The sequence below is a fragment of the Ruegeria sp. BA12 genome, from assembly GCF_056539625.1.
In genome coordinates, this window is sequence record NZ_JBQFVF010000013.1 from 70260 (window position 1) to 83746 (window position 13487).

At 58.9% G+C, this 13487-nt stretch carries 17 protein-coding genes; 9 read left to right on the forward strand and 8 right to left on the reverse strand.

Translation table 11 applies throughout. The features are described 5' to 3' along the window. Positions 1-10: 10 nt before the first annotated feature. The 7 genes from ACR0B0_RS19330 to ACR0B0_RS19360 form a co-directional block, all read right to left on the reverse strand. Positions 11-397 (reverse strand): hypothetical protein, encoded by a 387-nt coding sequence (locus ACR0B0_RS19330; RefSeq protein ID WP_480649175.1) that lies wholly within the window; start codon positions 395-397, stop codon positions 11-13. Then, positions 394-1482: a flagellar type III secretion system protein FlhB gene (gene flhB, locus ACR0B0_RS19335; protein ID WP_480649177.1), complete on the reverse strand. Its 1089-nt coding sequence runs from the start codon at positions 1480-1482 to the stop codon at positions 394-396. The genes ACR0B0_RS19330 and flhB overlap by 4 nt, the downstream gene beginning before the upstream one ends. Continuing rightward, positions 1479-2252, reverse strand: coding sequence for a flagellar biosynthetic protein FliR (locus ACR0B0_RS19340; RefSeq protein WP_480649179.1), 774 nt, complete (start codon positions 2250-2252; stop codon positions 1479-1481). The genes flhB and ACR0B0_RS19340 overlap by 4 nt, the downstream gene beginning before the upstream one ends. Continuing rightward, complete coding sequence (gene flhA / locus ACR0B0_RS19345; RefSeq protein ID WP_480649222.1) at positions 2249-4276, reverse strand: flagellar biosynthesis protein FlhA; 2028 nt, start codon at positions 4274-4276, stop codon at positions 2249-2251. The genes ACR0B0_RS19340 and flhA overlap by 4 nt, the downstream gene beginning before the upstream one ends. Positions 4277-4345: 69 nt before the next feature. Further along, positions 4346-5041: a lytic transglycosylase domain-containing protein gene (locus ACR0B0_RS19350; protein WP_480649181.1), complete on the reverse strand. Its 696-nt coding sequence runs from the start codon at positions 5039-5041 to the stop codon at positions 4346-4348. Positions 5042-5114: 73 nt separating this feature from the next. Beyond that, entirely contained in the window at positions 5115-5543 is a 429-nt protein-coding gene (locus tag ACR0B0_RS19355; RefSeq protein WP_170351894.1) for an Lrp/AsnC family transcriptional regulator, read from the reverse strand. Between the two features lie 36 nt (positions 5544-5579). Next, positions 5580-6812 carry an MFS transporter gene (locus tag ACR0B0_RS19360; protein WP_480649183.1) on the reverse strand — a complete coding sequence of 411 codons (1233 nt, stop codon included), beginning with the start codon at positions 6810-6812 and terminating at the stop codon, positions 5580-5582. A gap of 197 nt (positions 6813-7009) precedes the next feature. On the opposite strand from ACR0B0_RS19360, the gene ACR0B0_RS19365 reads away from it, so the two are divergent. From ACR0B0_RS19365 to ACR0B0_RS19395, 7 genes are all read left to right on the forward strand, one after another. Then, positions 7010-7624, forward strand: a complete 615-nt coding sequence (locus ACR0B0_RS19365) for a ribonuclease D (protein WP_170552350.1) — start codon at positions 7010-7012, stop codon at positions 7622-7624. Continuing rightward, the gene (locus ACR0B0_RS19370) at positions 7621-8583 is read left to right on the forward strand and encodes a KpsF/GutQ family sugar-phosphate isomerase (RefSeq protein ID WP_170361891.1); all 963 of its coding nucleotides are present in this window, start codon (positions 7621-7623) and stop codon (positions 8581-8583) included. The genes ACR0B0_RS19365 and ACR0B0_RS19370 overlap by 4 nt, the downstream gene beginning before the upstream one ends. 32 nt (positions 8584-8615) lie before the next feature. After that, positions 8616-9197: an LPS export ABC transporter periplasmic protein LptC gene (gene lptC / locus ACR0B0_RS19375; RefSeq protein ID WP_174818944.1), complete on the forward strand. Its 582-nt coding sequence runs from the start codon at positions 8616-8618 to the stop codon at positions 9195-9197. A 3-nt stretch (positions 9198-9200) separates the two neighbouring features. After that, positions 9201-9692, forward strand: coding sequence for an LptA/OstA family protein (locus ACR0B0_RS19380; protein ID WP_413247494.1), 492 nt, complete (start codon positions 9201-9203; stop codon positions 9690-9692). Next, positions 9692-10450, forward strand: a complete 759-nt coding sequence (gene lptB, locus ACR0B0_RS19385; protein WP_170351899.1) for an LPS export ABC transporter ATP-binding protein — start codon at positions 9692-9694, stop codon at positions 10448-10450. The genes ACR0B0_RS19380 and lptB overlap by 1 nt, the downstream gene beginning before the upstream one ends. Before the next feature lie 252 nt (positions 10451-10702). After that, entirely contained in the window at positions 10703-11266 is a 564-nt protein-coding gene (gene hpf / locus ACR0B0_RS19390; RefSeq protein WP_170351900.1) for a ribosome hibernation-promoting factor, HPF/YfiA family, read from the forward strand. A 61-nt stretch (positions 11267-11327) separates the two neighbouring features. After that, positions 11328-11792 carry a PTS sugar transporter subunit IIA gene (locus tag ACR0B0_RS19395; RefSeq protein ID WP_170351901.1) on the forward strand — a complete coding sequence of 155 codons (465 nt, stop codon included), beginning with the start codon at positions 11328-11330 and terminating at the stop codon, positions 11790-11792. Positions 11793-11859: 67 nt separating this feature from the next. On the opposite strand, the gene dalA is transcribed toward ACR0B0_RS19395, so the two are convergent. Further along, positions 11860-12375: a divisome-associated lipoprotein DalA gene (gene dalA, locus ACR0B0_RS19400; RefSeq protein ID WP_170361893.1), complete on the reverse strand. Its 516-nt coding sequence runs from the start codon at positions 12373-12375 to the stop codon at positions 11860-11862. Positions 12376-12544: 169 nt separating this feature from the next. On the opposite strand from dalA, the gene ACR0B0_RS19405 reads away from it, so the two are divergent. Beyond that, a complete protein-coding gene (locus ACR0B0_RS19405) occupies positions 12545-13144 on the forward strand; it encodes a L,D-transpeptidase (protein WP_170351903.1) in 600 nt (199 codons plus the stop codon). A 139-nt stretch (positions 13145-13283) separates the two neighbouring features. After that, on the forward strand, positions 13284-13466 hold the full coding sequence (locus ACR0B0_RS19410) for a hypothetical protein (RefSeq protein WP_010442520.1): 183 nt from the start codon (positions 13284-13286) through the stop codon (positions 13464-13466). The last annotated feature ends 21 nt before the right edge of the window (positions 13467-13487 follow it).

Sequence of the window (13487 nt, forward strand, 5' to 3'; positions counted from 1 at the left end):
TATACGCTGTTTAGTAGGGTGACGATTTCCGGTGCTGGGCGCGTTTGTGCGCCTTTTTCTGGGCGTCTGACAGGTTGGTGACGGCTTGTTTGCGGCCAAAGGCCGTGCGCAGCGCGTCCATCGCCGACAGTTTTTGCGCCCGAATCCGCGCCAGTTCCATATTCAGCTGGCGGCGCGTGGCCGACTCCCAACTGTTCCACAACACATCGGTGCCAGTGACTCGGTACCCCTCGGCCGTGGCGCTGTGTTGGCGAGATTGCCGGACCTGCGCGTCCAGCCGCGCCAATTGCTGTTGCACGCGTGCTTCGGCCTCTAGCAGGGGGCGCAGGGCGTTGTATTCTTTTTGAAACACGGCCTCTGTAACGTTTTTCAAGTCTGACAGGGCGGCTTGTTTCATCTGATCTGTCCCTTGGCCTTTTTGCGCATTGCCTCTGCAAATCGGATGGCAGCAGCGACGGGGCGATAATGTTCTTCCGCGATTTCCTGCCCGATCTCGACGGCGGCATGCAGGGCGCGGGCCGTGGGCGGGTCGGAATGAATGGGAATACCAGTCTCGGCTGCCCGGGCTCGGATCGCTGCGGCCACCTCGTCCACGCCCTTGGCCACGCAAACAGGGGCTGACCCCGCCGTCCGGGCCCATTTCAAGGCCACCGCGTAATGGGTCGGGTTGACGATTACCACATCCGCCGAGGGTACGTCGGACATCATCTGGTTCGTGGCGATGTCCTGCGCGCGCTGGCGGCGTTGTTGTTTGACATGCGGGTCGCCCTCGGCATCCTTGGTTTCGTCCTGAATTTCCTTGCGCGACATCCGGTTCTTGCGAATATGCTCGGCATGTTGCCAAAGATAGTCGATCACCCCGATGGCAAGCGCCACGGTGATGACGATGAACAGGAATCGAAACAGAAAATTCATCATCAGCATGACCGATGACCGCGCCGGAGCGGCGCTGGCGGACAGAATCTCGTTTAGGTTGGAGCGCAGAAACAGCGCCAGACAGGTGCCGTAGATCACCAGTTTCACAAAGCTCTTGGCGAATTCGAACAGGCCGCCGCGCCCGAATTTGTTCTTCGCATTCGAGATGATCGAGATGCGGGACAGTTTGGGTTTCAGCTTGCTGGGCGCAAAGATCAGCGCACGCTGGGCGATCAGGCTGAGCAGAACAGCGGCGGCGGGCACAGCAAACAGAACCGTGACGGACAACAGCGCCGTTTTGACCATCCCACCGACCGGGCTTGCGGCGGGCCCGTCGGCCAGCAAGGGAGCGATAGTGTCGGCCTGATCAATCAGCACGACAAACAGGCTTCCCATATGTTGCACGCCGAATTGCCCGGCCGCGAACAGGGCAATGAGGAACCCGGCATAAGCGGCAACCACGGACAAGTCGTTGGACTTGGCAACCTCACCCTTTTCGCGCGCTTTCTGGAGCTTCTGCGGCGTCGGCTCGTAGGACTTGTCGCTGTCGTCTTCGGACCCGCTCATCTCGGGTCCTCAAGCGGGTTAAGCATGAAGGCAAAAAAGGCATCAGACCAGACAGACAAGATCAGGGGCGTGCCCGCGAACAACAGGAACAGGCCTGCAAAAGTAATGGCCGGAGCGCCAACAAACGCCACCATCAGCTGCGGCATCGCGCGGTTGATGACGCCAAGCGCAAGGTTATAGATCAGCGAGGCGATCACGAAGGGCATAGCCAGCGCAAACGCCAACCCAAAACTGCGCGCAATTTGCTGCACCCCCCATTGCGACAGGTCCGGCGCTAGTATTGGGGTGCCCATTGGAAACAGCGAATAGCTGTGGATCAGAAACTGAGCGACGCGGATGTGCAGGCCGAGCAAAACCGCCAGTGTCAGGCCAGCCAGTGTCAGAAGATATCCCATCGCGGGCACGGGATCTGCAGCAGCTGGACCCAGAATCTGCGACAGCGATGTTGCCTGCGCCGCAATCGATCCTGCCGTTTGCAGGGCCAGCACGAACAGTCGCAGCGACATACCCAAGGCCATCCCGATCAGCACTTCGGTCAGAACCAATCCTGCCATTGGCAACAGGCCGGGTGGGGCAACAGGCGCCGCAATCGCTGGTGTCACAATAAGGGTAAAGGCAGCCGCGATGCCGAATTTGACGCGGGTCGGAATGCTGCGCTCGCCAAAGGCGGGCAGCAGCGACACCATGGCCGAGACACGCAGGAAGACGGCAAAGAGCTGCCACAAACCCTCACCCAGCTGGGGTAAAAGCTCGGGCGGTAGCGCGATCACGCGGGCACCGTTCCAACCAGCGAAGGCCGCGCCTCGAGCCCGATTTCTTCGAACGACAGCACCGGGTTGGCTATGCCGCGCGCGTGCATGATGGTGCGCAGCAAACGGCGACGGCGGGTCGAGGTGACCAACGCCGGAAACAGCCCGTGATCGGCGGATTGCGCGACACTGTCGACCACGCCATCGGCCAGCTTGTTGAACAGGTTCGGCGGCAGCGCCACGTCGAGACCCGCTGCAGGCGCGTCGATCTGGTAGGTGGTGAAGGTATCCTCCCACTCCGGGGCCAGTTGGATCAGCGGGATCGATCCGTCTTCGCGTTTCATCTCGGCCACCAGTTGGAAACCCAATCTCTGCCGGACCAGTTCGCAGATGCCTTCGGGTTGGGTGGTGGTCAGCCGCGCCTCGGCCACGCTTTCCAGAATCAGCGCCATGTTGCGGATCGAGACCCGTTCGTCCAGCAGCAGACGCAGCACCGCATGTAGCGTGTCGATCGGTACCTTGTCCGGGATCAACTCGTCCAGAAGCTTGCGGTTAGCCTCGGCCCGAACCGGATCGCTGAGCCGTGTCATCTCGGACAAAAGGCGGCGCAGGGATTTCAGCGTCAGCAGGCGTGAGAAGTTCTGTTTGATGATCTCAAGCAGATGAGTGGCCAGAATCTCGGGCGGGGAAACGATGGTGGCCCCACTAAGCGCGGCGGCCTCTTGATCCTTGGGCAGAATCCAGCGGGCGGGGGCGCCATAGACGGGCTCGGTCACGTCATTACCCTCGGGCAGCATGTCGCGGTCATCCTGTACCAGCGCCAGAACCAGATCGGGGTTCAACACGCCGCGCGCCTGTTCGACGCCCTGGACCTTGACTACATAGGTGCCCATGGGCAGATCGGCGCGGTCGGTCAGGCGGATGTCAGGCAGGATCAGGCCAAAGCTTGAGGCCACATAGGTCCGCATATTAGCGATGCGCGCGTCCAGCCCGGTGCCGGGGTTGAGGACCATGCTGACCAGATCGGGGGCAAACTCCAGATGCACATCGTCCAGGTCCAAAATATCGCCAATGGCTTGCGAGACCGGTGTGTCTTTCTGCGGTGTTGGGGCCAGCGCCTCTTCCGCTTCGCTCTTTTGCTTGCGATGGACGTAATAGGCCGCATAGCCCAGAACACCCGCCCCCAGGATGAATGGCAAAAAGGGCAGGCCGGGCACCAGCGCAAACAGCACCATCAACATGGAAACTGTTGCCAGGGCCGCTGGATGCCGGCCCAGCTGCGAGAAGATTGCATTGTCGGTCGCCCCCTGCGTACCGCCGCGGGCCAGCAACAGGGCTGACGCGATCGATATGATCACCGCCGGGATTTGCGACACCAGCCCGTCACCGACGGTCAGGATGGCATAGGTCTCGAACGCGGATGAGATTGGCATCCCATGGACGATCACACCCATGATCAATCCCATCACCAGGTTGAGCAACGTGATCAGCAGTCCGGCTATCGCATCGCCTTTGACAAATTTCGACGCCCCATCGAGAGAGCCGAAAAACGTCGTCTCTTGCTGCTCACGCTCGCGGCGTTCTTTAGCCTGTTGGTGGTCGATGGCCCCGGCGGACATGTCGCTGTCGATGGCGAGCTGTTTTCCCGGCATGCCGTCCAGGGCGAACCGCGCGCTGACCTCGGCCATGCGGGCAGCGCCCTTGGTGATGACCATGAAATTTACGATCAGCAGCACGCCGAACACCACCAACCCCAGAAAGATACTGCCGCCCATGACGAAGTCGGCAAAACCTTCGATCACGTCCCCAGCGGCATTGGGTCCCGTGTGCCCCTCTCCGATGATAAGCTTGGTTGAGGATACGTTTAGCGACAGCCGCAGCATCAGCGAGGCCAAAAGGATTGTCGGGAAAGACGAGAAATCCAGAGGCCGTTCGATAAACAGCGTCAGCGTAAAGATCAGGATCGCCAGCGCGAACGAGGCTGCCAACCCCACATCCAGCACCCAGGCGGGCACCGGCAGGATCATCATCACGATGACCGTCATCAGCGCCAGCGCCAGCAGCACGGTCGGAGAAAACAGGGAACGGGCGTCGATCTTGGACACGCATGCCTCCTAGTTGAACGAGATAAAGGCGGTGGCAGTGCCCGAAGGCGGAACCAGCGACCCCAGCGCGCCGCCACCCGGTTGCGGCAGGTTGACCGGGATCAGAGGGGTTGCGGCGGTGGTAAACGGGTCGCGCGCGGCCCGTTCCGGGGCAGTGGGCAAGGATTGATCCAGTTGTGCCAGTACGGTCTGAAACCGGCCCGAGTAAGCATTGGCCAGCGATGGTGTGCGGGAATGATAGGCCCCAACGGCTGCGGGCCACGATCCAAGCTCGGCATACAGTTCATTCAGAAACCGGGCGGCGTAGGTGGCGTTTTCATCCGGGTCGAACATGGCGTCGATGGACCGGAATGCCTTGCCGTGCCAACGGTAATTGATCTGGAAACAGCCGATGTCAAAGCTGCGCTTGCCTGCTTTGAAAATGTCGAAAACGTAAGATTTCGCCTCAAACTCGGACGTGAACCAGTATCCTTGCCCTTCGACATTGATGGTCCAGGGCCAGGGTTCCAACTGCCCGTCCCGCAACCGCCCGGTTTCCACCCGCGCAATCGCGCGTAAGACATCCAGCGGTACACCCTGGGATTGGGCAGCGCGGCGCGCGGCTGCATCGCAAATGCCCGCACCGCTGGCATCGGGCATGGCAAAGACCTGTTGCGCCGCACTCAACGCAAGCAAACTCAGGCCAAAGATCAAACGATGGGGCATTCTGCCGGTCCGGGATTCTGATCAGTCCCGGCCAAGCTAATCCTGCTAGGGTTTACAGAGGGTTATCAGCCGTTCAGATTCGATCAATCCGGCGGCCGAAGACAACGCTGGTATTGGTGCGCAGCACGCCGGGGATCTTGGCCAGATCATCAACCAGAATATCCAGGTCCTCGATCCGCGGGGCCTCGGCCGATAGCAGGAGGTCGAACTCGCCATTTATCGACAGGCAGAGCTTGACCTCGGGGTAAGCCTCAAGCCGATTGATGATACGCTTGGTTTCCTTTTGCTGCACTTCCAGCAGCACGACCACCTGTACGCTCGGGGCGTCTTCGGGGCTGTTCAGAACCACCGAATAGCCTGCGATCACGCCACGCTCTTCCATGCGGCTGATGCGTTCATGCACGGTGGTTCGGGCCACGCCCAGCTTCGCGGCAATCTTGGTGGTCGATTCGCGAGCGTTGTGCTGCAGGGCGGCGATGATGCGACGGTCTAGCTGATCCATGATGCACCAAGGTGTAATGCACCGGGGCAGGGGGGCTCAAGACATGTCAGCATGTTCTTTTGAAACGGCTTTCCGGTCCGAACGCGGCCAGATCACAAGGGCCACCATAACCCCGGGGGCCGCGATCAGGGTCATCCAGCCCAACGTTGCCGCCGTGCTGGTTGTGGTCATGATCCAGCCGGTCAGTGGATATAGCACCAGCCAGCAGGCGTGCGACAGGGTGAACTGGGCGGCAAACACGGCTGGTCGGTCTTCGGATCGGGTCGAGCGGGTCAGCAACCGGCCTGAAGGCGTCAGCGTGGCGGAATAGCCAAACCCGATGCAGGCCCAGAGTATTGCGAGACCGATCAGAGAGATCGGCATAGCCGCGAACAGGATGGCAGAGAGACCAATTGCCAGGGTTCCGAAAATGGCCCCGCCTAGCATAACGGTGCGGTCCATGAACCGATCTAACAGTTTGGGCAGGGCAAATGCGGCCAGCATCGAACCACCGCCGAACCCGGCCAACGCTATGGCCACAGCGCTTTCCGACAGGCCCAAATCGGACCGCACAATTACAACCGTATTGACGATAATCATCGCGCTGAGGGTCGCTGCTGTCCAAGTCAGGGCAAGTAATCCGCGCAGTCGGGGTGTGCTCAGGTAAAGACGAATGCCGCGTGTCGTACGGTCATAAATACCACGGCGTCTTGTCGGTTTGGGTGAGGGCAGGGCAACCGACACCACCAACAGTGCCGAGGCGATGAACCCCAGCCCCGTACCCCAGAACAGGCTGTCGAAACTGACGAACAGCAAAAGCGCTGCGGCCAGAGCAGGGCTGAGCAGGCTTTCAAGATCATAGGCAAGCCGCGACAGGGAGAGCGCCTTGGTATAGTCCTGCTCATCGGTCAGCACGTCGGGGATGGTGGCCTGAAACGCCGGGGTGAACCCGGCGGATGCGGATTGCAGGACAAAGATCAGCACGTAAACCTGCCAGATCTCGGTCACGAAAGGCAGACAGACCGCAACTGCCGCACGCACCAGATCCAACGTCACTAGCATCCGGCGGCGGTCGAGCCGCTCTGCGAAGGCTGCGGCAAGTGGGGCGACGACCAAATAAGCCACCATCTTGATCGTCAGCGCGGTTCCCAACACCAGACTGGCCGCGCCACCTGCCAGATCATAAGCCAGTAGCCCCAACGCAATTGTCGCCAAACCGGTGCCCGTCAACGCAACGACCTGAGCCCCCAACAGATGGCGATAGGTGCGGATTCGCAGGACACTCAGCATCGGCGGTTCGGACCTTTTTTCAATTGGCGTCGCGTCAGGGCCTGCTTAATGCCAGACGCACGGCGGCCTTATCCATTTTCCTGTCAAAGCAGTTGGGGTCAAGAAATCCGCGCATGTTTGTCGCATTCTATTGATGGCGTTGAGTTTACGGGCCAAACCTCCTATCTCGGGGGCGATATCGCATAAAGGAAGACCCCGTGGCGAACCATCTTTATAAAAACGACCTGCCGGACGGGTTGGACCTGGGCCCTGTGGTGGCCATTGATTGCGAAACCATGGGGCTGAACCCGCATCGCGACCGCCTGTGCGTGATCCAGATGTCGGGCGGCGACGGCAACAGCCATATCGTGCAGGTTGAAAAGGGCCAGACGCAGGCACCAAACCTGTGCGCCATGTTGGAAAACCCCGACGTGTTAAAGCTATTCCATTTTGGACGGTTTGACATTGCCGCGATGTACCACACCTTTGGCGCACTGGCCGCGCCGGTCTATTGCACCAAGATCGCCAGCCGTCTGGTGCGCACCTATACCGACCGTCATGGCCTGAAGAACCTGTGTCAGGAGCTGATTGGTGTCGATATTTCGAAGCAGCAGCAGATGAGCGACTGGGGGGCCGAAACCCTGACCGACGCTCAGTTGGAATATGCGGCCTCGGACGTTCTGTACTTGCATCAGCTACGCGATGCGCTGGACGGGCGTTTGGCCCGCGAAGGCCGTGCCGAGATGGCACAGGCGTGTTTTGACTTCTTGCCGACGCGTGCGAAACTTGACCTCGCAGGCTGGCCCGAAACGGATATCTTTGCACACTCATGACTGATAACGAGTCCTTTCTGAGAACCGCCAAACAGGTCGTCACCGACGAGGCCCGCGCGCTGGACGTGCTGGCCGACAGTCTGGACGAGCACTTTGCCGAAGCCGTGCAGATGATCCTGCAGGCTCCGGGTCGCATCATCATCAGCGGCATCGGCAAATCCGGCCATATCGGTCACAAGATTGCGGCCACCCTGGCCAGCACCGGCACGCCTGCCTATTTCGTGCATCCGGCCGAGGCCAGCCATGGGGATCTGGGCATGGTCTCCAAAGGTGATGTTGTTGTGGCGATTTCCAATTCGGGCGAGGCACCGGAACTGGTAAACCTGCTGGCCTTTACCCGCCGCTTTGGCATTCCGCTGATCGGCCTGTCCAGCAAGCCGGAAAGCACGTTGATGAAGCAGGCCGATGTGCATCTGCTGATCCCGTCGCTGGGTGAGGCTTGCGGGTTCGGCATGGTGCCCTCGATCTCGACCACGCTGACATTGGCGATGGGCGATGCGTTGGCCATTGCGCTGATGAAATACCGCGACTTCCAGCCCGAGGATTTCCGCGCCTTCCACCCCGGCGGCAAACTGGGGGCGCAGCTGTCCACTGTGCGCGATCTGATGCATGCCGACCTGCCCGTGGTGCCTGTTGGCACCCCGATGAGCGAAGCCTTGCTGGTCATGAGCCAGAAAAGCTTTGGTGTCGTCGGCGTGACCGACGAGGCGGGCCGCCTGATGGGCATCGTCACGGATGGTGACTTGCGCCGGAACATGGAAGGGTTGCTGAACAGAACCACCGAAGAGGTGATGACCCGCAACCCGATGACCATCGCACCAAACGCTATGGCGGAAGAGGCGGTTGCGATCATGAACGATCGCAAGATCACCTCGCTGTTTGTAGTTGATCCCGAAGGACAGGGGCAGGCCGAGGGGCTGCTGCACATCCACGACTGCTTGCGCGTCGGTCTGGGCTAGGTAGGGGCTGAGCGGTGGACGGACATTCACGCATGGTTCAGTTTTTTAAGGTGGTGCTGCCTTTGGTGGCCATCTTGATGCTGTCCACTGTGTTCTTGCTGTCGCGCAGCATCGAAACCAATGTGTCCGTGCCCTTTTCCCAACAGGATATCGACGAACGGTTGGCCGATCAGGTGGTGACGCAGCCAAACTACCGCGGCACCACGCGCAAGGGCGAAGAGGTCCAGATCCAAGCGACCCGCGCCACGCAGGGCACCGAAGTTTCCACCCCGACAGCGGCCGAGTTCCGGGGCCGCCTGGGCCTTTCGGGCGGCGGCGTTATCACGTTGGATTCCAACTCTGGCATGATCCGCCCCGACAAAAACACCGCAACCTTTATTGGCGATGTGGTCATCACTTCGACCGATGGCACCGAGATCACAACCGATCTGCTGAACACCGCGCTGGATGAAATTCGCGGTGACGCGCCGGGTGAGGTGCACGGCACCGGAATTCTCGGCAACATTTCAGCAGGTGGCATGACCTTTGGAACGGAAAAAAAGGACGGACCGGTCCATATTATTTTTACAGACGGCGTGAAGCTGATATACGAGCCTGAAAAAGCAGAAAGATAACCTGTGTTCGATTTTCGATTTGTTCCACTTTGCCTTGTACTGACACTTGGTGCTTTTTCTGCGGCGGCGCAGGAGACTCAGGTTGCGTTTGGCGCGGTCAAGGCTGACCCTTCGCTGCCGGTCGAGGTGACCTCGGAAACCCTCAACGTCAATCAAGAAAACGGCTCGGCCGAATTTGTAGGCAATGTGATCGTCATTCAGGGGGAAATGCGCCTGACCGCTGAACGGGTGCTGGTTCTGTATAATGAGGATCGCTCGGGTATCGAGCGGATGGAAGCGACCGAAGATGTGGTTCTGGTCAGCCCGCCCGACGCGGCCGAGGGTGACTGGGCCGAATACACCATTGATTCAGGTGTGATCGTGATGAAGGGCAATGTGCTGCTAACGCAGGGGCCCAGCACCATCAGCGGCGATCAGATGAATGCTGATCTGACCACTGGCACGGCAACGATGACAGGCAATGTCAAAACCATCCTGCAGCAGGGCAATAATTGATGGCGCGGCCTGAACTGACCGTGGCCGAGGGGCAATCCGGCCTCAGAATAGAAAAGCTGCGGAAATCCTATAGCAAAAAGACCGTGATCCGCGATGTGTCGATGACGCTTGACAGGTCCGAGGTTGTGGCGCTGCTGGGTCCGAACGGGTCGGGCAAAACCACCACGTTCTACTCGGTTGCCGGGCTGGTCTTCCCCGAGGCGGGCACGGTTACGATCGACGGGCAGACCGTGACAACATTGCCGATGTACCGCCGCGCGCGTTTGGGCATCGGATATCTGCCGCAAGAGATGTCGATCTTCCGCGGCATGAGCGTCGAGGACAACATCGCCTCGGTTCTGGATATCACTGTCCGCCACGCCCATCGCCGCAAAGAGCGGCTGGAAGAGCTGCTATCGGATTTTTCGATTGAACACCTGCGCCGGGCACCCGCGCTGGCCTTGTCGGGCGGTGAACGCCGCCGGGTTGAAATTGCGCGCTGTCTGGCGGCCGACCCGAAATACCTGCTGTTGGATGAACCTTTTGCGGGTGTCGACCCGATCAGCGTGGGCGATATCCGCCACCTGGTCGCTGATCTGAAAAAACGCGGTATCGGGGTTCTGATCACCGACCACAACGTGCGGGAAACGTTGGAGATTGTGGATCGCGCCTATATCCTGCATGACGGTCAGGTGCTGATGTCTGGCACCCCGGACGAAGTGGTCGAAAATGAGAACGTCCGCCGTGTCTATCTGGGTGAAAATTTCCGTATATCATAAGCTTGCGCAGAAATGCGCCGACTGCATGGCGGAAATCACGTATATACACGTCTGTTTTGATTGACTCTCCCGCCGTCTCTTGCCTCAATTGGGTCATGGCATTTCTTCGGTTTCCGTCTGGATCACGATGCCCCTTCCTGGAAGGGCAAATGGCGCGGCTACTGCAGGATATGCCTTTTTCCCCCACCCGATAAAAACACGTGCGTCGCGTAACGTGACGTAAGAATGGGTGTGAATTGTGAAGGAGATCACATGCGTTACCAAATCAGCGGAAAACAGATCGACATCGGCGCGGCGCTGCAAACTCACGTGCAGACCGAACTGGGCGAGGTTGTGGGCAAATATGCCCAGCGTCCGACAGATGCCAACGTCGTCTTTTCCCGTTCAGCGCATGAATATGTATGCGAAACCACCGTACATCTTTCTACGGGGCTGACGGCGCAGGCCAAAGCTCATGCAACTGAAATCTATGCGGCGTTCGAAGGTTGCTGCGACAAGATGGAAACACAGCTGCGCCGATATAAGCGGCGTTTGAAGGATCACCACAAGGATCGGTCTGAGCCTGTTGAACTCTTTGGGGCGTCGTCCTATATCCTCGCCTCTGACGAATCTGACTCGGCAGCCGAACCCGAATCTCTGCAGCCGATGATCGTGGCTGAGATGGAAACCAAGATCCCATCGCTGAGTGTTGGTGAAGCCGTCATGCAGATGGAACTGGCCGGCGCCCCGGTGCTGGTGTTCCGGAATGAAAACAAGGACGGATTGAACGTCGTTTATCGTCGGGAGGACGGTAATATCGGCTGGATCGATCCGTAACAGGCAAGAATAGCAAAGGCAGGCCCCTGCAAATGCGGGGGCATCGCCATGGAGCGTAATCATGGAGCTTTCGAGCATACTGAAGCCCGAAGCAGTTCGCGTACTGTCCGCCGCTTCCAGCAAGAAGCGGTTGTTTCAGGAAATTGCGGATGTGGCTGAGGCAGCGTTGGGCCTTGATGCCCAGATTGTTGTCGAAGGGCTGCTGGAACGGGAAAGCCTGGGGCCGACTGGTGTGGGTCATGGCGTGGCTTTGCCACATGCCCGTATGGCTGAATTGGAAAACGTTTCAGGCGTGTTTGTCATGTTGGAAAAACCGATCGATTTCGGATCGGTTGACCGTCAGCCGGTCGATATCGCCTTTGCCCTGTTCGCCCCAGAAGAGGCCGGGGTGGATCATCTGAAAGCACTGGCGTTGGTGTCCCGCACCCTGCGTGACACCTCGGTCTGCGCCAAGTTGCGGGCCAACCCGGACCCGGTCAAGCTGTATGCGATTTTGACCGAAGCGCAGTCTATGCAAGCGGCCTAAGCCTTTAAGGATATGAAAAAAGCCCCCGGTTTTCCGGGGGCATTTTCGTTTTCGGATGGGGTTGCGGTTAACCGCCAGCGCCCATTTCCAGCGTCCACCAGATTTTCCCGCCACCTTCCTGATGCCATGCAAAACCCATCTGCGTGGCCTTGGGGTCCAAAATCACCGAGCGCGGACCAGGTTCTTGCATCCAGGCGGCCAGCGTTTCGGTTTCGGTTTCATAGGTCTCGGAAATTGCTTCGCCCAGGAACGTGCCAAAATAGCCCACGCGCTGGGCGCGGTCGATTGGCGATGATCCGTCCGACCCAAAATGCCATGGGCGGTTTTGCCGTGCCATGTCCTTGGCGTGGGTGGCGGCCGCGGCATTAAGCTGCGAATTCAGCTGCACTGACTGCAAGCCCTGCGCCTGACGCAGTGCGTTGACCGAATCAAGCATGCGGAACTGCAGTTTTTCGGGATTGCCCCGGATTTTGTAGACGGTCGGCAGCGGCCGGCCATCCGATCCATATGTCGGGGTGCTGCTGGGTGTACATGCGGCCAGCGCAATAAAGCAGGCAAACAGTAGTGAAATAATACGCGTCATGATCGACCTGATGATTGTGTTAATCTACGGCATAGCGTGACAGACCGTCTTGAGCAAACGCACAATGGACCCATTCTGCGTGATTCTGCCGGTTTGATTTGCGACTGAAGCATTCTGGCAATAGAATACGACAGATTTTCAGACTGGCCTTAGCAAAGGACCGCCCCTCATGGTCAAGAAACACATTCATGTAGCTTCCCGTCGCGGATTCCTGGCCGGGGCTTCAGCCCTGCTGGCCTCACCTGCGATTGCGCAATACATTCCCGGCGACCCGCTGCGCCCCGCACCCGAGGCGGAACCCAATGTGCGGCGAAATATCTCGGGCTTTCGTGCGTTGGATTGGCAACCCTATTTCTCGAACACAAATAACGGGGCCATTCTGGTCGATACCGTCTCGCGCGCGTTACATTACTGGTCCGACGACCAGCGGGTGTATAAACTTTACCCCTCGTCCGTACCTCTGACCGAGGAGCTGACGCGCCGTGGTCGTACAAGTGTGATCCGCAAAGTCGAGGGTCCGAGCTGGTCACCCACGCCTTCGATGAAAAAGCGCAACCCCGAATGGCCGGATTATATCCCGCCGGGTCCTGATAACCCATTGGGAACGCACGCTTTGTATCTGAGTTGGAAATATTATCGCATCCACGGAACACATGATACGCGCAAAATTGGCCGCCGTTCGTCGAATGGGTGCATCGGTTTGTTCAATGAGGATATCGCGGAATTGTTTTCAATGGCGAAGGTCGGCACGCAAGTGTTGCTAATTTGACGACATTTTCGCGCACGAACCCGCTTGCGGCGCAAGTTGCAATTGCATTCCAGTCGGATAGCTGGTTAGAAAAAAACACGAGGTAAGTCTTGGGTGTGCGGTTTCACTATTCGGAACCGTGCAAATTCTGGAGGTTAATATGAAGAAACTCGTTCTCGCCGCTGCACTGACTGCTGCTGCTTCGACCGCTTATGCCGGTAACCTGGAAGAGCCGGTTGTTGAAGCACCGGTTGTTGTAGAGGAAACTCAAGGTTCGTCGCAGGGAATCATCCTGCCGCTGATCCTGCTGGTCGTAGTTGCCGCAGCTGTTGCAGCAAGCTAATTTGACGAGCGTCATCTAGAG

Coding starts and splice junctions, on each gene's coding strand:
- ACR0B0_RS19330 (WP_480649175.1), bottom strand. CDS start 397: ATGAAACAAGCCGCCCTGTCAGACTTGAAAAACGTTACAGAGGCCGTG.
- flhB (WP_480649177.1), bottom strand. CDS start 1,482: ATGAGCGGGTCCGAAGACGACAGCGACAAGTCCTACGAGCCGACGCCG.
- flhA (WP_480649222.1), bottom strand. CDS start 4,276: ATGACGGTCATCGTGATGATGATCCTGCCGGTGCCCGCCTGGGTGCTG.
- ACR0B0_RS19350 (WP_480649181.1), bottom strand. CDS start 5,041: ATGCCCCATCGTTTGATCTTTGGCCTGAGTTTGCTTGCGTTGAGTGCG.
- ACR0B0_RS19355 (WP_170351894.1), bottom strand. CDS start 5,543: ATGGATCAGCTAGACCGTCGCATCATCGCCGCCCTGCAGCACAACGCT.
- ACR0B0_RS19360 (WP_480649183.1), bottom strand. CDS start 6,812: ATGCTGAGTGTCCTGCGAATCCGCACCTATCGCCATCTGTTGGGGGCT.
- ACR0B0_RS19370 (WP_170361891.1), top strand. CDS start 7,621: ATGACTGATAACGAGTCCTTTCTGAGAACCGCCAAACAGGTCGTCACC.
- lptC (WP_174818944.1), top strand. CDS start 8,616: ATGGTTCAGTTTTTTAAGGTGGTGCTGCCTTTGGTGGCCATCTTGATG.
- lptB (WP_170351899.1), top strand. CDS start 9,692: ATGGCGCGGCCTGAACTGACCGTGGCCGAGGGGCAATCCGGCCTCAGA.
- hpf (WP_170351900.1), top strand. CDS start 10,703: ATGCGTTACCAAATCAGCGGAAAACAGATCGACATCGGCGCGGCGCTG.
- ACR0B0_RS19395 (WP_170351901.1), top strand. CDS start 11,328: ATGGAGCTTTCGAGCATACTGAAGCCCGAAGCAGTTCGCGTACTGTCC.
- dalA (WP_170361893.1), bottom strand. CDS start 12,375: ATGACGCGTATTATTTCACTACTGTTTGCCTGCTTTATTGCGCTGGCC.
- ACR0B0_RS19405 (WP_170351903.1), top strand. CDS start 12,545: ATGGTCAAGAAACACATTCATGTAGCTTCCCGTCGCGGATTCCTGGCC.
- ACR0B0_RS19410 (WP_010442520.1), top strand. CDS start 13,284: ATGAAGAAACTCGTTCTCGCCGCTGCACTGACTGCTGCTGCTTCGACC.